The organism is Klebsiella sp. JB_Kp004, from assembly GCF_040065795.1.
Taxonomy (GTDB): domain Bacteria; phylum Pseudomonadota; class Gammaproteobacteria; order Enterobacterales; family Enterobacteriaceae; genus Klebsiella; species Klebsiella quasipneumoniae.
Genome location: NZ_JBEAKW010000010.1, coordinates 1 through 16,652, shown reverse-complemented (window position 1 = coordinate 16,652; position 16,652 = coordinate 1). Strand labels below are relative to the sequence as shown.

At 57.0% G+C, this 16,652-nt stretch carries 17 protein-coding genes and 1 other annotated feature; of the genes, 8 read left to right on the top strand and 9 right to left on the bottom strand.

The annotated features are described in order from the left end of the window. Positions 1 to 10 precede the first annotated feature (10 nt). The 5 genes from ABLX76_RS11890 to ABLX76_RS11870 all read left to right on the top strand — a co-directional run bounded on the left by ABLX76_RS11890 (position 11) and on the right by ABLX76_RS11870 (position 5,190). Positions 11 to 1,156, top strand: coding sequence for a glycosyltransferase family 1 protein (locus tag ABLX76_RS11890; RefSeq protein WP_348874543.1), 1,146 nt, complete (start codon positions 11 to 13; stop codon positions 1,154 to 1,156). Positions 1,157 to 1,165: 9 nt separating this feature from the next. Beyond that, the gene (gene wbdC / locus ABLX76_RS11885) at positions 1,166 to 2,287 is read left to right on the top strand and encodes an N-acetyl-alpha-D-glucosaminyl-diphospho-ditrans,octacis-undecaprenol 3-alpha-mannosyltransferase WbdC (RefSeq protein ID WP_348874542.1); all 1,122 of its coding nucleotides are present in this window, start codon (positions 1,166 to 1,168) and stop codon (positions 2,285 to 2,287) included. Between the two features lie 181 nt (positions 2,288 to 2,468). After that, positions 2,469 to 2,828 (top strand): GtrA family protein, encoded by a 360-nt coding sequence (locus ABLX76_RS11880; RefSeq protein ID WP_096000259.1) that lies wholly within the window; start codon positions 2,469 to 2,471, stop codon positions 2,826 to 2,828. Beyond that, positions 2,825 to 3,742 (top strand): glycosyltransferase family 2 protein, encoded by a 918-nt coding sequence (locus ABLX76_RS11875; protein WP_048265814.1) that lies wholly within the window; start codon positions 2,825 to 2,827, stop codon positions 3,740 to 3,742. The genes ABLX76_RS11880 and ABLX76_RS11875 overlap by 4 nt, the downstream gene beginning before the upstream one ends. Continuing rightward, complete coding sequence (locus ABLX76_RS11870; protein ID WP_348874541.1) at positions 3,739 to 5,190, top strand: hypothetical protein; 1,452 nt, start codon at positions 3,739 to 3,741, stop codon at positions 5,188 to 5,190. Before ABLX76_RS11875 ends, ABLX76_RS11870 begins: the two co-directional genes overlap by 4 nt. A 98-nt stretch (positions 5,191 to 5,288) precedes the next feature. Here the strand turns inward: ABLX76_RS11870 and hisIE are convergent, their stop codons facing one another. The 9 genes from hisIE to hisL form a co-directional block, all read right to left on the bottom strand. Further along, on the bottom strand, positions 5,289 to 5,888 hold the full coding sequence (hisIE, locus tag ABLX76_RS11865; RefSeq protein ID WP_048297862.1) for a bifunctional phosphoribosyl-AMP cyclohydrolase/phosphoribosyl-ATP diphosphatase HisIE: 600 nt from the start codon (positions 5,886 to 5,888) through the stop codon (positions 5,289 to 5,291). Continuing rightward, the gene (hisF, locus tag ABLX76_RS11860) at positions 5,882 to 6,658 is read right to left on the bottom strand and encodes an imidazole glycerol phosphate synthase subunit HisF (RefSeq protein ID WP_032453444.1); all 777 of its coding nucleotides are present in this window, start codon (positions 6,656 to 6,658) and stop codon (positions 5,882 to 5,884) included. The genes hisIE and hisF overlap by 7 nt, the downstream gene beginning before the upstream one ends. Then, positions 6,640 to 7,377, bottom strand: a complete 738-nt coding sequence (gene hisA, locus ABLX76_RS11855; protein ID WP_032453443.1) for a 1-(5-phosphoribosyl)-5-[(5-phosphoribosylamino)methylideneamino]imidazole-4-carboxamide isomerase — start codon at positions 7,375 to 7,377, stop codon at positions 6,640 to 6,642. Before hisA ends, hisF begins: the two co-directional genes overlap by 19 nt. Then, a complete protein-coding gene (hisH, locus tag ABLX76_RS11850; protein ID WP_002912227.1) occupies positions 7,377 to 7,967 on the bottom strand; it encodes an imidazole glycerol phosphate synthase subunit HisH in 591 nt (196 codons plus the stop codon). Before hisH ends, hisA begins: the two co-directional genes overlap by 1 nt. Next, complete coding sequence (gene hisB, locus ABLX76_RS11845; protein ID WP_348874540.1) at positions 7,967 to 9,034, bottom strand: bifunctional histidinol-phosphatase/imidazoleglycerol-phosphate dehydratase HisB; 1,068 nt, start codon at positions 9,032 to 9,034, stop codon at positions 7,967 to 7,969. The genes hisH and hisB overlap by 1 nt, the downstream gene beginning before the upstream one ends. Beyond that, positions 9,031 to 10,092, bottom strand: coding sequence for a histidinol-phosphate transaminase (gene hisC, locus ABLX76_RS11840; protein WP_050533854.1), 1,062 nt, complete (start codon positions 10,090 to 10,092; stop codon positions 9,031 to 9,033). Before hisC ends, hisB begins: the two co-directional genes overlap by 4 nt. Next, positions 10,089 to 11,393 carry a histidinol dehydrogenase gene (hisD, locus tag ABLX76_RS11835; protein ID WP_086076367.1) on the bottom strand — a complete coding sequence of 435 codons (1,305 nt, stop codon included), beginning with the start codon at positions 11,391 to 11,393 and terminating at the stop codon, positions 10,089 to 10,091. The genes hisC and hisD overlap by 4 nt, the downstream gene beginning before the upstream one ends. 39 nt (positions 11,394 to 11,432) lie before the next feature. After that, on the bottom strand, positions 11,433 to 12,332 hold the full coding sequence (gene hisG / locus ABLX76_RS11830) for an ATP phosphoribosyltransferase (protein WP_023290356.1): 900 nt from the start codon (positions 12,330 to 12,332) through the stop codon (positions 11,433 to 11,435). A gap of 47 nt (positions 12,333 to 12,379) precedes the next feature. Beyond that, positions 12,380 to 12,502 (bottom strand) — a sequence feature (His leader region). Next, a complete protein-coding gene (hisL, locus tag ABLX76_RS11825; protein WP_004899375.1) occupies positions 12,478 to 12,528 on the bottom strand; it encodes a his operon leader peptide in 51 nt (16 codons plus the stop codon). Its footprint overlaps the feature before it by 25 nt. 176 nt (positions 12,529 to 12,704) lie before the next feature. On the opposite strand from hisL, the gene ABLX76_RS11820 reads away from it, so the two are divergent. From ABLX76_RS11820 to plaP, 3 genes are all read left to right on the top strand, one after another. Then, the gene (locus tag ABLX76_RS11820; protein WP_004152513.1) at positions 12,705 to 13,529 is read left to right on the top strand and encodes an SDR family oxidoreductase; all 825 of its coding nucleotides are present in this window, start codon (positions 12,705 to 12,707) and stop codon (positions 13,527 to 13,529) included. A 38-nt stretch (positions 13,530 to 13,567) separates the two neighbouring features. Continuing rightward, the gene (locus ABLX76_RS11815; protein ID WP_086076365.1) at positions 13,568 to 14,458 is read left to right on the top strand and encodes a LysR family transcriptional regulator; all 891 of its coding nucleotides are present in this window, start codon (positions 13,568 to 13,570) and stop codon (positions 14,456 to 14,458) included. Between the two features lie 288 nt (positions 14,459 to 14,746). After that, a complete protein-coding gene (plaP, locus tag ABLX76_RS11810; protein ID WP_004203583.1) occupies positions 14,747 to 16,105 on the top strand; it encodes a putrescine/proton symporter PlaP in 1,359 nt (452 codons plus the stop codon). Positions 16,106 to 16,652 lie beyond the last annotated feature (547 nt).

The window sequence follows — 16,652 nt, the reverse complement described above, 5'->3', positions numbered from 1 at the left end:
TGAGTTCGTTATGAAAATTATTTTTGCTACTGAGCCAATTAAATACCCATTAACGGGCATCGGTCGGTATTCCCTGGAGCTGGTTAAGCGGCTGGCGGTCGCCCGTGAAATCGAAGAGCTGAAGCTGTTTCACGGCGCGTCGTTTATCGATCAGATCCCCCAGGTAGAGAATAAAAGCGATACCAAAGCCAGCAATCATGGTCGTCTGTCGGCGTTTCTGCGCCGCCAGCCGCTGCTGATTGAGGCGTATCGTCTGCTGCACCCGCGGCGCCAGGCATGGGCATTGCGCGACTATAAAGATTACATCTACCATGGTCCCAATTTTTATCTGCCGCATCGCCTGGAACGCGCCGTGACCACGTTTCATGACATCTCCATTTTTACCTGCCCGGAATATCATCCAAAAGATCGGGTTCGCTATATGGAGAAGTCCCTGCACGAGAGCCTCGATTCGGCAAAGCTGATCCTGACCGTCTCTGACTTCTCGCGCAGTGAAATCATCCGCCTGTTCAACTATCCGGCGGATCGGATCGTCACCACCAAGCTGGCCTGCAGCAGCGACTATATTCCGCGCAGCCCGGCGGAGTGCCTGCCGGTCCTGCAAAAATGTCAGCTGGCGTGGCAGGGCTACGCGTTGTATATCGGCACCATGGAGCCGCGTAAAAATATCCGCGGTTTGCTGCAGGCCTATCAGCTGCTGCCGATGGAGACCCGCATGCGCTACCCGCTGATCCTCAGCGGTTACCGCGGCTGGGAAGACGATGTGCTGTGGCAGTTAGTCGAGCGCGGTACGCGGGAAGGGTGGATCCGTTACCTGGGCTATGTCCCGGATGAAGACCTGCCTTATCTGTACGCGGCGGCCAGAACCTTTGTTTATCCCTCCTTCTATGAGGGATTCGGTTTACCTATTCTTGAAGCGATGTCTTGCGGTGTGCCGGTAGTATGTTCCAATGTCACTTCTTTGCCTGAGGTGGTTGGCGATGCCGGCCTCGTTGCCGATCCTAATGATGTAGACGCGATTAGCGCGCATATTTTGCAGAGCCTGCAGGATGATAGCTGGCGGGAAATCGCCACCGCGCGCGGTCTTGCCCAGGCGAAACAGTTTTCGTGGGAGAACTGTACGACCCAGACCATTAATGCCTATAAATTACTCTAAGGGTGTCAGTTGAGAGTTCTACACGTCTATAAGACCTACTATCCCGATACCTACGGCGGTATTGAGCAGGTCATTTATCATCTCAGTCAGGGCTGCGCCCGCCGGGGAATCGCAGCAGATGTATTTACTTTTAGCCCGGACAAAGAGACAGGACCTGTCGCCTACGAAGACCATCGGGTCATTTATAATAAGCAGCTTTTTGAAATTGCCTCCACGCCGTTTTCGCTGAAAGCGTTAAAGCGTTTTAAGCAGATTAAAGATGATTACGACATCATCAACTACCATTTTCCGTTTCCATTCATGGATATGTTGCATCTCTCGGCGCGACCTGACGCCAGAACGGTGGTGACCTATCATTCTGATATTGTGAAACAAAAACGGTTGATGAAGCTGTACCAACCGCTGCAGGAGCGATTCCTCGCCAGCGTAGACTGCATTGTCGCCTCGTCGCCCAACTACGTGGCCTCCAGCCAGACCCTGAAAAAATATCAGGATAAAACCGTGGTGATCCCGTTTGGTCTGGAGCAGCACGACGTGCAGCACGATCCGCAGCGGGTGACGCACTGGCGGGAAACCGTCGGCGATAACTTCTTCCTCTTCGTCGGCGCTTTCCGCTACTACAAAGGGCTGCACATTCTGCTGGATGCCGCCGAGCGTAGCCGGCTGCCGGTGGTGATCGTCGGGGGCGGGCCGCTGGAGGCGGAAGTGCGTCGTGAAGCGCAGCAGCGCGGGCTGAGCAATGTGGTGTTTACCGGCATGCTCAACGACGAAGATAAATACATTCTCTTCCAGCTCTGCCGTGGCGTGGTCTTCCCCTCGCATCTGCGCTCCGAGGCGTTTGGCATTACGTTACTGGAAGGCGCGCGCTTCGCCAGGCCGCTGATCTCCTGCGAGATCGGCACCGGGACCTCGTTCATTAACCAGGACAAAGTGAATGGCTGTGTGATCCCGCCGAATGACAGCCAGGCGCTGGTGGAGGCGATGAATGAGCTCTGGCATAACGATGAAACCGCCAGCCGCTATGGCGAAAACTCGCGTCGTCGTTTTGAAGAGATGTTTACTGCCGACCATATGATTGACGCGTACATTAATCTTTATACGTCGTTACTCCATGAGAAACCAGGCTCTTGAGGCGAAATCGTCGGGCACGCCACTGTTGATATAAATTTCCTTAAAACATCGAAGGCCAAAATGATTCTTCAGGCTTTCGATGTTTTTTGAAGTAATTATCAGGAGGAACTGGATAAAATAAGAGTACGAAAATCAATATTCATGGCCACAGCAATGATTATCTTTCAATAAAGAAAAAATTATGCTTACTTTATTTACCCGTTATTTCTCAGTTGGTATTTTAAATACGCTTATCCATTGGGCTGTATTTTACTTGTTGATTATTTTAGGCACAACCCAGGCGATAGCCAATCTGTTGGCATTCTGCGTGGCGGTGACCTTCTCCTTCTTCGTTAACGCTGCCTGGACCTTCAAGGCCAGGGCCACATCACTTCGTTACCTGCTGTATGTTGTTTTTATGGGCGCAGTGGCGATGTTGACCGGTATGACTGCTGACAGTCTTCAGATCCCACCTCTTGCCACCCTTGTCTTTTTTTCAGCTATCAGTCTGGTATGTGGTTTTCTCTATTCTAAATTTGTCGTTTTCAGGGAATTGAAATGAAAATATCTCTGGTCGTTCCCGTCCTTAATGAAGAGGACACGATCCCTCTTTTTTATAAAGAAGTGCGGTCGAAACTTGAGAACTGGGAAACGGAAATTGTTTTTGTGAACGACGGGAGCAGTGATGCTACCGAAAATATCATCAGCGCCCTGAGTCTCTCCGATCCGTTAGTCAAATTGCTGTCTTTTACCCGGAATTTTGGTAAAGAGCCGGCTCTGTTTGCCGGTCTGGAGCATGCCACAGGCGACGTTGTCATTCCTATCGATGTTGATCTGCAAGATCCCATAGAGGTGATCCCGCTAATGCTGCAGAAGTACCAGCAAGGCGCGGAAATTGTGTTGGCGAAGCGAATCGATCGCCATACGGACGGCTATTTAAAACGTAAGACGGCGGAATGGTTCTATCGCTTACATAATAAAATTAGCTCACCCAAAATTGAAGAGAATGTCGGGGATTTCCGCCTGATGTCGCGTTCAGTTGTGGATAATATCCTGCGCTTACAGGAAAGAAACCTCTTCATGAAAGGTGTGTTATCCTGGGTCGGTGGTTCGGTTGATATCGTTGAGTACGCGCGTGCGGAGCGCATTGCCGGCAAAACTAAATTCAACGGCTGGAAGCTGTGGAATCTTGCACTGGAAGGGATTACCTCTTTTTCAACGTTTCCTTTGCGGGTGTGGACGTATATTGGTGTTATTGTCGCCGGACTGTCGTTTCTGTACGGTGTTTTTATGATAGTCGACACGCTGATTTTTGGTAATCGGGTTAGTGGCTATCCCTCTATCATGGTATCCATACTGTTTCTGGGCGGTATCCAGCTCATCGGGATCGGCGTATTAGGCGAGTATATTGGCAGAATATATTTAGAAACGAAAAACCGACCGAGATATTTATTGAAGGATAAGGAAAGAAAATGATAGGTTGGAAAAAGCATTGGAAAATATATTTATTTTCCCTTCTCACCGTAGTTTATTTTTTCTATGTTTTTAGAAATACCATTATTTCTGATCCGGCTTCATTTTTTCTTGAGGCAAAGGATATTGCGGCGGGTAACTGGGCGCTGGTTGGCTGGAATTTATCTACCGTCAATTTTTATTTCACTGAGATGATACCCTTTGCCATTGCGATTAAGCTATTTGGCCCGCATGTCTCTTTGCTGTGGCTGATCCCAGCGGCTTACTATGCTCTGGTAATGGTACTCTCCTTGTCTATTGCCAGACGTAATAAGTTTGGTATGTCTGTGCTTTTCGTGATGGCATTGCCTTGTACCTTTGCTGTCTTTACGACTATTGATGCCTGTATTCATATCGGGGCATTAATTATCGCTTTAATAACAATAAATAGTATGCAAAGACAGCCTGGCGCGATTGCGATTGCTCTTTTAGCAATCCTCAACGCGATGGCGATTTTTAGCGACAGTTTGTATTTTTATTTTATGACAGCACCGTTACTGGTTTCACTACTTGCCTGGCCATTGTTATTCAAGGAACGTGTTGAATACAAATGGTTATTGATGACGATTTTATCCGTCGTCATTGCCTTTGTTATGAATAAAATCTTGTCGGCAGTCCCGCATTTTTATATCCAGGGCTATACCCCACCGGAATTTGTTGCAATCGATAAATTCTGGTCAAATGTATATTATATGTACTATGGATTGGTCCATCTGTTCGGGGCGGATTTCTACGGGAAACCGATCGGTGATGTTGCGGCACTCAAAAACTTTGTCCGTTTTGTATGTACCTTGTCGGTTCTTATTTTCGGCATTTTTTATTCTCTGCGTACTAAATCAGCACATATTATTGACCGATTGCTGATCGTATCAATTATGGCGCTAGCCGTAGCCTTTGTGTTTAGTAACATACCGGTGGACGTACGCTCAGTCAGGTACCTGGTGCCATTGGTTTTTATGCTGTTAATTTTCATTGCCCGCAATGTGGTGATTAACAGACAATCGGTCCTGTTGGTTCTTATCCCATCATTTCTGATATTCATGGTCAATCTAAGCGAGTGGAAAACAGAATACCGGGACAGCGCCTATGTGAAAGTCGCCAAATACATTGACAGCCATGACTTAGGCTCCGGGTTCGGCAGTTTCTGGTTGACCACTTCTGTGTCCATACATTCAAAGAAGGCGATCAGTATTGCCCCGACCATTGTCGAAGAACAGCAAAAGCGGTTACGACCTTACCATTGGTTATCTAATGAGCAGTGGTACACGGTCAAAGCAAGGTATTATATTGCGAGTTCCGATGAGGAAGTGGCAGCCATGAGCGAGGTTTTTGGCAAAGACTATCGGTTAGAAAGCGTCTCCGGCATCAGATTAATGATTTACCCTGATGCCCGAATCATTACCTCTGAATAGGCCGTGTTAATTCGTCGGCTTTAGTGAGGCAATACAAAAAGCCCTGGCATTTGCCAGGGCTTTTGCGTTTCAGGAAGTGGCGAGAATATCGTTAAAGATTACTTATGCCGTGCCCTTAAATTATCAATCACTTCCCCGAGATCCAGACCCTGGTCCTGCAGCAGCACCAGCAGGTGATACATCAGGTCCGACGCCTCATTCTTCAGCTCGAAGCGGTCGTTCACCGTGGCGGCCAGCGCGGTTTCCACGCCTTCTTCCCCCACTTTCTGCGCAATGCGCTTGGTGCCGCTGGCATACAGCTTCGCCGTGTAGGAGCTCTCCGGGTCGGCGTGCTTACGCTCGGCCAGCAGCTGCTCCAGCTGATAGAGGAACAGCCACTGGTGGCCGGCGTCGCCGAAGCAGCTGGTGGTGCCTTTGTGGCAGGTCGGCCCGATCGGATTCACCAGCACCAGCAGCGTATCGTTGTCGCAGTCCGGCGTGATGCTCACTACGTTGAGGACATGGCCCGAGGTTTCACCCTTGGTCCACAGCCGCTGTTTGGTGCGTGAGTAAAAGGTGACCTTGCCGGTGGCTTCGGTTTTCTCCAGCGCCTCCTTGTTCATGTAGCCCAGCATCAGCACTTCGCCGGATACGGCGTGCTGTACGATGGCCGGCATCATGCCGTCCGTTTTTTCCCAGTCCAGCTGTTCAGTCAACATACCCTTATCTCCACGCCCTGTGCCGCCAGGTACGCTTTCAGTTCGCCAATATTAATAATCTGTTTGTGGAATACCGAGGCCGCCAGCGCGCCGTCAACGTTGGCGTCGCGGAAGGCTTCAAGGAAGTGTTCCATGGTGCCCGCGCCGCCGGAGGCGATCAGCGGCACATGGCACACTGCGCGAACCTTCGCCAGCTGCTGCAGATCGTAGCCGTTGCGCACCCCGTCCTGGTTCATCATATTGAGGACGATCTCGCCCGCGCCGCGCTTCTGCACTTCCTCCACCCAGTCGAGGGTTTCCCACTGCGTCACCCGGGTGCGGCTCTCGTCGCCGGTGTACTGATTGACGTGATATTTGCCGGTCTCTGCATCAAACCAGGTATCAATCCCCACCACAATGCACTGCACGCCAAAGCGGTCGGCAAGGCGGGTGATCAGCGTCGGGTCGGCGAGAGCAGGGGAGTTAATCGAGATCTTATCGGCGCCGAAGGAGAGGATCTGCGCCGCGTCTTCCAGCGACTTGATCCCGCCCGCCACGCAGAAAGGAATATCAATCACTTCCGCCACCCGCGACACCCAGCTCTTGTCGACCACCCGGCCGTCGCTGGAGGCGGTGATATCATAGAACACCAGCTCGTCGGCGCCTTCGTCGGCATAGCGCTTGGCCAGCGGGACGATATCGCCGATGATCTCGTGATTACGGAACTGCACGCCTTTCACTACCTGGCCGTCGCGGACGTCGAGGCAGGGGATTATCCGTTTTGCCAGCATTGAATGGCCTCCGTTACGTTGAATTTACCTTCCAGCAGCGCGCGACCGACAATCACGCCGCGCACCCCGGTGCCGCGCAGGGCGGCAATATCATTGAGATCGCCGATGCCGCCGGATGACTGAAACGCCACCTGCGGGTAGCGGGCGCAGACTTCCTCATACAGCGAGACGTTGGAGCCCGCCAGCGTGCCGTCACGGGAGATATCGGTGCACAGCACATGCTGCAGACCGACCGGCAGATAGCTCTCCACCAGCTCCTCCAGGGTCACGCCGGAGTTCTCCTGCCAGCCGCTGACCGCCACCTGCTTATTGCCGTCGGCGTCGATACGCACGTCGAGCGCCAGCACCAGTCGTTCAGGGCCAAAGCGTTTAAACCAGCCTTTTACTTCCTCCGGGGATTTCACCGCGGTGGAGCCGACCACCACGCGGGCGACGCCGGCGTCAAGCAGGGCCGCGACATCCGCCTCGGTCCGCACGCCGCCGCCGACCTGCACCGGAACGTCAACGCCGGCGACCAGCGATTTCAGCAGCGGGATCTGGCGCTTCGCCGGATCCTTCGCCCCGGTCAGGTCGACCAGGTGCAGGACTTCCGCCCCCTGAGCGGCATAGGACTGCAGGCGCGGCAGCGGATCGCTGCCGTAGTCGCGCTGCTGGCCGTAATCGCCCTGGTGGAGACGAACGACGGTGCCGTCGATTAAATCTAACGCAGGAATAATCATCACATCTCCAGGAAGTTTTTCAGCAGCTGCGCCCCGGCGCTCCCGGAGCGCTCCGGGTGGAACTGCACGCCAAAGAAGTTATCTTTCTGCACCGCGGCGGTAAACGCCTCGCCGTAATTGCACTGGGCGATGGTGTACGGGTTGACCGGCATGGCGTAGCTGTGGACGAAGTAGAAATACGCGCCTTCTTCAATGCCGCGGAACAGACGATCGCCCGCTTTGGCATACACCCGGTTCCAGCCCATGTGCGGCAGCGGCAGGCCGTGGTCGGTCATCTTCGGCACCTCTTCCTCGATAATGCCCAGCAGATCGACGCCGTTGTTCTCTTCGCTGCGCTTGCCGAGCAGCTGCATGCCCAGGCAGATACCCAGCACCGGCTGGGTACAGGCTTTGATCAGGTCGATCAGCTCGCGGTCGCGCAGCTGGTCCATCGCCGCCTGGGCGGTGCCGACGCCGGGAAGAAACAGTTTATCGGCACGCAATACCACCTCCGGATCGCGGCTGACCACCGGCTCATAGCCGTGGCGGCCAATCGCCGATTTCACCGAATTGAGGTTGGCGCACCCGGTATCAAGGATCACCACATTCATTACAGCACCCCTTTGGAAGACGGCAGGGCATCGCCCTGGACGCGGATCGCCTGGCGCAGCGTACGGCCAAAGGCTTTGAACAGGCTCTCCACGCGGTGGTGATCGTTCTTGCCCTTGGTTTTCAGGTGCAGCGTCACCGCCATGGTGTAAGAGAGCGAGCGGAAGAAGTGTTCCACCATCTCGGTGCTCAGATCGCCGACGCGCTGATAGGTGAAGTCCGCCTTATACTCCAGGTGCGGACGGCCGGAGATATCCAGCGCGCAGCGGGCGAGACACTCGTCCATCGGCAGCACGAAGCCGAAGCGGTTGATGCCGCGCTTGTCGCCGAGCGCCAGCTTCAGGGCTTCGCCGAGGGCCAGGCCGGTATCTTCCACCGTGTGGTGATCGTCGATGTACAGATCGCCGCCGACGTTGACCTCCATGCGGAAGCCGCCATGGGTGGCGATTTGGTCGAGCATATGGTCAAAAAAGCCGACGCCGGTGTGGATCTTGCTGCCGCCTTCGCGGTCCAGCCACACTTTCACATCCACCTGGGTCTCTTTGGTGATGCGCTCGACGTGGGCATAGCGGTCGCGGCGGGTCAGCTGCTCGCAGATGGTCGGCCAGTTCAGGGTCTCGCGTTCATAGCGCAGACCGATAATCCCCATGTTATCCGCCAGCTCAAGATCGGTGGCCCGGTCGCCAATCACGTAGCTGTGGGCTTTATCCAGCACGCCCTCTTCCAGCCACGGCAGCACCAGCTGGGTTTTCGGCTTGCGGCAGGCGCAGTTGTCGCCCGGGAAGTGCGGACAAATCAGCACTTCCTCAAAGTTAACGCCCTGCGAGGCGAAGATCTGCATCATCAGGTTGTGTGGGCCATCAAACGCCTCCTGCGGCAGGCTGTCGGTACCCAGACCGTCCTGGTTGGTGATCATCACCAGCTTATAGCCTTCCTGCTGCAGCTTCAGCAGCGCCGGGATCACCTGCGGCTCAAACGCCAGCTTGTCGAAACGGTCCACCTGGAAATCTACCGGCGGTTCGGAAATCAGGGTGCCGTCACGGTCAATAAAGAGATACTTCTGGGTCATACTTTCTCCGCAGTCAAGGCGTCAATCACGCGCTGGCTCTCGGCACGGGTACCGATAGTGATACGCAAACAGCCGCTCAATGAAGGTTGTTTATTCTGGTCACGTAAGATAATGCCCTGATCCCACAAAGATTTAAACACTGCGCTGGAGGCGGTTATCCGCGCCAGGACGTAGTTGGTCTCGGAATCGAAGACCTGCTCCACGCAGGCGATGCCGCGCAGCTGTTCCACCAGGTAGCGGCGCTCGTCGAGGATCTGCGCCACGCGCTGACGCATCGCGGCGATCCCTTCCGCGCTCAGCGCCTGGGCGGCGATATCGGCCACCGGCGTGGAGAGCGGGTACGGCGCGATCACTTTCAGCAGCACGTTAATCACCTCGGCGTTGGCGAGGGTGAAGCCGCAGCGCAGGCCGGCGAGGGCAAAGGCTTTGGACAGCGTGCGCAGCACCACCAGGTGCGGGTAGTCGCTGAGCCAGCCGGCGAGCGTCGCCTGCGGGCAGAATTCAATATAGGCTTCGTCGGCCACCACGATGGCTTTGCCGCGGGTCATCTCCAGCAGGTCGCGCATCGACTGCGGGTCGATAATCTGCCCGGTCGGGTTGTTCGGGCTGCAGACGAAGACCACTTTCACCCCGTCCAGCTTTGCCTCGATGCCCGGCAGGTCGAGCTGCCAGTCGGCCAGCGTCGGCACGGTACGGCATTCGACGCCGATGGTCTCGGCGCTGACGCTGTACATGCCGTAGGTGGGCGGGCAGTAGAGCACCGCGTCTTCGCCTGGCTCGCAGAAGGCGCGGATCAGCAGCTCAATGCCTTCGTCGGCGCCGCGGCTGACCAGCACTTGCTCCGGTTTAACCCCGGCGTAGCGGGCGTAGTTCTCAATCACCGCCTTCGGCTGCGGCTCCGGGTAGCGGTTCAGCGTCTGCTCGGTCAGCTGGAAAGCCACGGCGGTGGGGAATTCGTTAGCGTTCAGCCAGACGTCGCCTTTCCCGCCCAGGCGGCGAGCGGATTGATACGGGGTCAGCGCGCGGACGTTGGCGCGGGCTAAATCTTCAATGCTCATGCTTGCTCCTTCAGGGCGGCAACGCGCAGCGTTACGGCGTTTTTGTGGGCGTCAAGGCGCTCGGCGGCGGCCAGAATCTCAATCGTCGAAGCGAGGGCGGCAAAGCCGTCGCGCGACAGCTCCTGTACGGTCATCCGCTTCTGGAAGTCGGCCAGGCCGAGGCTCGAACAGGTGGCGGTATAGCCATAGGTCGGCAGGACGTGGTTGGTGCCCGAGGCGTAGTCGCCCGCGGATTCCGGCGACCAGTCGCCAAGGAAAACCGAACCGGCGCTGGTGATGCTGTCCACCAGCTCACGGGCCTGACGGGTCTGAATGATCAGGTGTTCCGGGCCATACTGGTTGGAGATAGCCACGCACTGCGCCAGGTCGCGGGCCACGATGATGCGGCTGGCGGAGAGCGCCACGCGGGCGGTTTCGGCGCGCGGCAGGGCGGCCAGCTGGCGCTCCACGGCCTCGGCGACGCGGCTGCCCATCCCGGCGTCCGGGGTCAGGAGGATCACCTGCGAGTCCGGGCCGTGTTCCGCCTGGGACAGCAGGTCAGAGGCGACAAAGTCCGGGTTGGCGCCGCTGTCGGCGATCACCAGCACTTCCGACGGGCCGGCCGGCATGTCGATGGCCGCGCCGTCCAGACGCTGGCTGACCTGGCGTTTGGCTTCCGTGACGTAAGCGTTACCCGGGCCAAAGATTTTATCCACCTTCGGCACCGACTCGGTACCGAGGGCGAGGGCGGCGATGGCCTGCGCGCCGCCGACGTTAAAGATGGTTTTCACGCCGCACAGCTGCGCGGCGTAGAGGATCTCATCGGCGATCGGCGGCGGCGAGCAGAGCACCACCTGCTGACAGCCGGCGATGCGCGCCGGCGTCGCCAGCATCAGCACCGTGGAGAACAGCGGCGCCGAGCCGCCCGGAATATACAGCCCGACGGAGGCGATAGGGCGGGTCACCTGCTGGCAGCGCACCCCCGGCAGCGTTTCGACATCCACCGCCTGCAGCTGTTGCGCGTTGTGGAAGGTCTCGATGTTTTGCACCGCCACCGCCATCGCCTGCTTCAGCTCGTCGCTGAGGCGCTCGCCGGCGGCGGCGATCTCCGCCTCGCTCACCTGCAGCGCGGCGACGGTGGTTTTATCAAACTTCGCGCTGTATTCGCGCAGCGCCGCGTCGCCGTTGGCTTTGACGTTATCGAGGATCTCCGCCACCGTTTTACTGATGCTGTCGGAGGCGGAAATCGCCGGGCGCGTTAAGAGTTGTTGCTGTTGGTCTGCGCTACAGCCGTTCCAGTCGATGATTGTGTTGAAGCTCATGATTGTTTTCCCCTGTGTGTCCCGTGACCGGCTGGCCGATTACTCCATCATCTTCTCAATCGGCAGCACCAGAATGGAGCTGGCGCCCAGCGCCTTCAGTTTTTCCATGGTCTCCCAGAACAGGGTTTCGCTGCTGACCATGTGCATCGCCACGCGCTGCTTGTCGCCCGCCAGTGGCAGAATGGTTGGCCGTTCGGCGCCCGGCAGCAGGGCAACCACTTCTTCCAGACGTTCGGTCGGGGCGTGCATCATGATGTATTTCGACTCGCGGGCCTGGATCACGCCCTGAATACGGGTCAGCAGGCGGTCAATCAGCTGCTGTTTGGCGTCGTCCATTTCGCCGTCGCGCTGGATCAGGCAGGCTTTGGAGCGGTAGATCACTTCCACTTCGCGCAGGCCGTTGGCTTCCAGGGTGGCGCCGGTGGAGACGAGGTCGCAGATGGCGTCGGCGAGGCCGGCGCGCGGCGCCACTTCCACGGAGCCGTTCAGCAGACAGGATTTAAAGGAGATACCTTTTTGATCGAGGTAGCGCTTCAGCAGGTGCGGGTAAGAGGTGGCGATACGTTTGCCATCCAGCGCCGCCGGGCCGTTCCAGGCTTCATCCACCGGGGTGGCCAGCGACAGGCGGCAGCCGCCGAAGTCCAGGCGACGCAGGGTGAAATAGCGCGGGTCTTCGCCCTGGGCGCGGCGGCTGAGCAGCTCTTCTTCCAGCACGTTTTCGCCGATAATGCCGAGGTCGACAACACCGTCCATCACCAGGCCCGGGATATCGTCATCACGCACGCGCAGAATGTCGATTGGCATATTTTCCGCCAGCGCAATCAGACGCTGGGTGTGCAAATTGACTTTAATGCCGCAGCGGCTGAGTAATTCGCGTGAATCTTCGCTTAAACGGCCTGATTTCTGAATAGCTATGCGTAAACGGGTGTTGTCTAACATTGTTCTTTTCCTCTGAATACCTGTCTGAATCTGTCCGAATTTGGTCCAAAAAAAAGCCCCCGGAAGTGAATCTTCCGGGGGCTCTCTGCGCGTTCATGCACCACTGGAAGATCCAAATGTCTTCCAGCACACATCGCCTGAAAGACTAGTCAGGATGATGGTGATGATGGTGGTGTTTAAATTGAACGCGGTTCATAAAAATTCTCTGTGAATGACTATGCATTTGATGTCCTTTAACCTAAACCACTTTCGCCGCAGAAAGCAAGGGCTTTTTTCTATCATTAATTCATTTCACATTGAGCGAAGAAATTGTCAGTTGCCGCTGGCTGGCGTAGCCTGTAATCAGCACAGCGAAAGAGTCAGGAGCCTGGGATGAAAAAGGTCGCGATAGTCGGTTTGGGATGGCTGGGGATGCCGCTGGCGCTGTCGTTGACGGCGCGAGGCTGGCAGGTCACCGGCAGTAAAACCACGCAGGATGGCGTGGAGGCGGCGCGGATGTGCGGGATCGACAGCTATCCGCTGCGCCTGGAGCCGCAGCTGGTCTGTGATACCGAGGACCTCGACGCGCTGATGAACGTCGATGCGCTGGTGATCACGCTGCCGGCCCGGCGGACCGGGGCAGGGGAAGGGTTTTATCTGCAGGCGGTGCAGGAGATTGTCGATACCGCGCTGGCGTACCATATTCCGCGGATCGTCTTCACCAGCTCCACCTCGGTGTATGGCAACGTCAACGGTACGGTGAAAGAGAACTCCCCGCGCCTGCCGCAAACCGCCAGCGGGCAGGTGCTCAAGGAGCTGGAGGACTGGCTGCACAATCTGCCGGGGACCTCGGTGGATATTCTGCGCCTGGCCGGGCTGGTGGGGCCGTCCCGCCATCCGGGGCGTTTTTTCGCCGGCAAGTCGGCGCCGGATGGCCAGCACGTGGTCAACCTGGTGCATTTGCAGGATGTGGTGGCCGCCATCGAACTGCTGCTGCAGGCTCCGAAGGGCGGGCACATCTATAATCTATGTGCGCCCCGCCATCCGGCGCGCGGCCTCTTTTATCCGCAGATGGCCCGCGAGCTGGGGCTGCCGCCGCCGGTCTTCAGCGACAGCCCGGACGGCGGCCAGGGCAAGATTGTGGATGGCAATCGTATCTGCAATGAGCTGGGGTTTGAGTACCAGTACCCCGATCCGCTGGTGATGCCGATGGAGTGATCCGCCAGCGGTGATTCGCATACCGTAAGGGGGTAGCGATGAAACCACTGCTGGATGTCCTCGTGATCCTCGACGCGCTGGAAAAAGAGGGGAGCTTTGCCGCGGCGTCGGCAAAGCTCTTTAAAACGCCCTCGGCGCTGAGCTACACCATTCACCGGCTGGAAAGCGATCTCAATATTCAGCTGCTCGACCGCAGCGGCCACCGCGCGCGCTTTACCCCCACCGGACAGATGCTGCTGGAGAAAGGGCGGGAAGTGTTGCACATCGCCCGCGAACTGGAGATCCGGGCGGTTAAGCTGCAGCAGGGGTGGGAACATACCCTCCGCCTGGCGGTGGACAGCACCTTTCCCGTGGCGCAACTCTCGCCGCTGATCGCCGCCTTTTATCAACAGCAGCCGCTGACACGGCTGCGCTTCACGCTGACCCCCTCGCTGCTGGACTGGCGGCCCTTGACGGAAGGGCAGGCCGATCTCCTGCTGGGGGCGCTCGGCGAGCCTCCGCCGTTAAGTGGCTATGATTATCTTACCCTTGGCGAGCTGGAGCTGCTGCTGGTGGTCTCCCCGCAGCATCCTCTGGCGGAGCGCCGCGCCCCGTTGAGCTGGCGAACCCTGCGGCGTTACCGCGCGGTGGCCACCGGCGAGGGCGGGGCGCTGCTCGCCGATCAGGAGACCCTGACGGTGTGTGACGCCGCGGGGCAGCTGGCGCTGCTGCGCATGGGGCTGGGGTGGAGTTGCCTGCCGCGTTATCAGGTGCAGGGGCTGCTGGAGAGCGGCGAGCTGGTCAGCCTGGCCGTGCGCGGGCTGTCGCCTCGTCAGCCCGCGTGGATCGCCTGGAATGACGCCGCCTGCGGTTTGGCCGGGAAATGGTGGCGCGAATCGCTATTAGCAAATAGTGCTATTTTTACAATTTATCATACGGAAATCGTATAGATATTAGCATCTTAAAAATTATGCTCACGCAATGAACTTCATAACATCTTGTCAACGCCGTTGATATTGTTGCAAAATATGCGGCCTGAAAACCAGAGACTAGCCGACGCTTTTTTTAAAGTGTCGGTTATTTTTTTGGTCGAAAGACACATCATTCAATACCAAGAGGCCGGGCTTCGTACCGGATAGATATTTACTAAAAACCGACAGTCGTTGTCGCTGAGGAATAGAAAGAAATGGGGCAATTTTTTGCTTACGCGCTGGCGTTCACCGTAAAAGGGGATAACTATGTCGCATAACGCTACTCCAAATACCTCTCGCGTGGAATTACGTAAAACACTTACGTTAGTTCCGGTTGTAATGATGGGCCTGGCCTATATGCAGCCGATGACGCTGTTCGATACGTTTGGTATCGTCTCTGGTATGACCGACGGTCACGTGCCGACGGCCTACGCCTTTGCGTTAATCGCTATCCTGTTTACTGCCCTGAGCTATGGCAAGCTGGTACGTCGTTACCCGTCCGCCGGCTCGGCGTATACCTATGCGCAGAAATCCATCAGCCCGACCGTTGGCTTTATGGTGGGTTGGTCCTCGCTGCTCGACTACCTGTTCGCGCCGATGATCAACATTCTGCTGGCGAAAATCTATTTTGAAGCGCTGGTGCCTTCGATTCCGTCGTGGGTGTTTGTTATCGCGCTGGTCGCCTTTATGACCGCCTTTAACCTGCGCAGCATTAAATCCGTGGCCAACTTCAACACCGTGATCGTGGTGCTGCAGGTGGTGCTGATTGCCGTTATCCTCGGCATGGTGATTTATGGCGTGTTTGGCGGCGAAGGCGCCGGTACGCTGGCCAGCAGCCGTCCGTTCTGGTCCGGTGATGCGCACGTGATCCCGATGATTACCGGGGCGACGATCCTGTGCTTCTCGTTTACCGGCTTCGACGGCATCAGCAACCTGTCTGAAGAGACCAAAGATGCAGAGCGCGTCATTCCGCGCGCGATCTTCCTGACCGCGCTGATCGGCGGCCTGATCTTCATCTTTGCCACCTACTTCCTGCAGCTGTACTTCCCGGATATCTCGCGCTTTAAAGATCCGGATGCGTCACAGCCGGAAATTATGCTCTACGTGGCAGGTAAAGCCTTCCAGGTTGGCGCGCTGATCTTCTCCACCATTACCGTACTGGCGTCCGGTATGGCGGCGCACGCTGGCGTGGCGCGTCTGATGTACGTGATGGGCCGTGACGGCGTGTTCCCGAAAAGCTTCTTCGGCTATGTGCACCCGACCTGGCGCACCCCGGCGATGAACATCATCCTGGTCGGCGCTATCGCCCTGCTGGCGATTAACTTCGACCTGGTGATGGCGACGGCGCTGATTAACTTTGGTGCGCTGGTGGCGTTTACCTTCGTTAACCTGTCGGTGATTTCGCAGTTCTGGATCCGTGAGAAACGCAACAAGACGCTGAAAGACCACTTCCAGTATCTGTTCCTGCCGATGTGCGGCGCCCTGACCGTCGGCGCGCTGTGGGTCAACCTGGAAGAGAGCTCGATGATTCTGGGCCTGATCTGGGCCGGTATCGGTCTGGTCTATCTGGCCTGCGTGACCAAAAGCTTCCGCAACCCGGTGCCGCAGTACGAAGACGTGGCGTAAGGCGTAGCGTGATGTGAATGAGAAAAGCCGGAGGGAAACCTCCGGCTTTTTTTCGTCTGCTGTCTGCGTCTTGGGCTGCTTTTTTGCCCGGCGGCGCTGCGCTTGCGCGGGCCTACGGTGATGGTTAACCTTCTGAAATTAAATGGTTATGTAGGCCGGGTAAGTGAAGCGCCACCCGGCAACATATTGGGCACGGAGCCTGATGTATTGCCCGGCGGCGGTGGAGACTGTTATCGGTTTACCACGTTTTCAGACTCCGTAGGCCGGGTCAGGCGCAGCCGCCACCCGGCAATATGTTGGCCACGGAAACGATGGCCGGACAGTTCCGTCTCCCTTGGGGAGAGGGCCAGGGTGAGGGGAAGCAACGCCGTGTGGTCATTGATGTTATCTGTGGCTTCAGCGCACATTGCGCTCCCGGTTAATTTTTCTGCACTCTGTTTTTTGTGGCGCAGGGAGCGCACAGGGGGCGGCCAGTCGCCGCCGCCCCCTGTGCCCCCGGGCTCCGGCCAGCAAAATCGCCGCTACGCGGTACCTTCGACTTATCCCT

Coding starts and splice junctions, on each gene's coding strand:
- ABLX76_RS11890 (WP_348874543.1), top strand. CDS start 11: ATGAAAATTATTTTTGCTACTGAGCCAATTAAATACCCATTAACGGGC.
- ABLX76_RS11880 (WP_096000259.1), top strand. CDS start 2,469: ATGCTTACTTTATTTACCCGTTATTTCTCAGTTGGTATTTTAAATACG.
- ABLX76_RS11875 (WP_048265814.1), top strand. CDS start 2,825: ATGAAAATATCTCTGGTCGTTCCCGTCCTTAATGAAGAGGACACGATC.
- ABLX76_RS11870 (WP_348874541.1), top strand. CDS start 3,739: ATGATAGGTTGGAAAAAGCATTGGAAAATATATTTATTTTCCCTTCTC.
- hisIE (WP_048297862.1), bottom strand. CDS start 5,888: ATGTTGACTGAACAGCTGGACTGGGAAAAAACGGACGGCATGATGCCG.
- hisF (WP_032453444.1), bottom strand. CDS start 6,658: ATGCTGGCAAAACGGATAATCCCCTGCCTCGACGTCCGCGACGGCCAG.
- hisA (WP_032453443.1), bottom strand. CDS start 7,377: ATGATTATTCCTGCGTTAGATTTAATCGACGGCACCGTCGTTCGTCTC.
- hisH (WP_002912227.1), bottom strand. CDS start 7,967: ATGAATGTGGTGATCCTTGATACCGGGTGCGCCAACCTCAATTCGGTG.
- hisB (WP_348874540.1), bottom strand. CDS start 9,034: ATGACCCAGAAGTATCTCTTTATTGACCGTGACGGCACCCTGATTTCC.
- hisC (WP_050533854.1), bottom strand. CDS start 10,092: ATGAGCATTGAAGATTTAGCCCGCGCCAACGTCCGCGCGCTGACCCCG.
- hisD (WP_086076367.1), bottom strand. CDS start 11,393: ATGAGCTTCAACACAATCATCGACTGGAACGGCTGTAGCGCAGACCAA.
- hisG (WP_023290356.1), bottom strand. CDS start 12,332: ATGTTAGACAACACCCGTTTACGCATAGCTATTCAGAAATCAGGCCGT.
- ABLX76_RS11820 (WP_004152513.1), top strand. CDS start 12,705: ATGAAAAAGGTCGCGATAGTCGGTTTGGGATGGCTGGGGATGCCGCTG.
- ABLX76_RS11815 (WP_086076365.1), top strand. CDS start 13,568: ATGAAACCACTGCTGGATGTCCTCGTGATCCTCGACGCGCTGGAAAAA.
- plaP (WP_004203583.1), top strand. CDS start 14,747: ATGTCGCATAACGCTACTCCAAATACCTCTCGCGTGGAATTACGTAAA.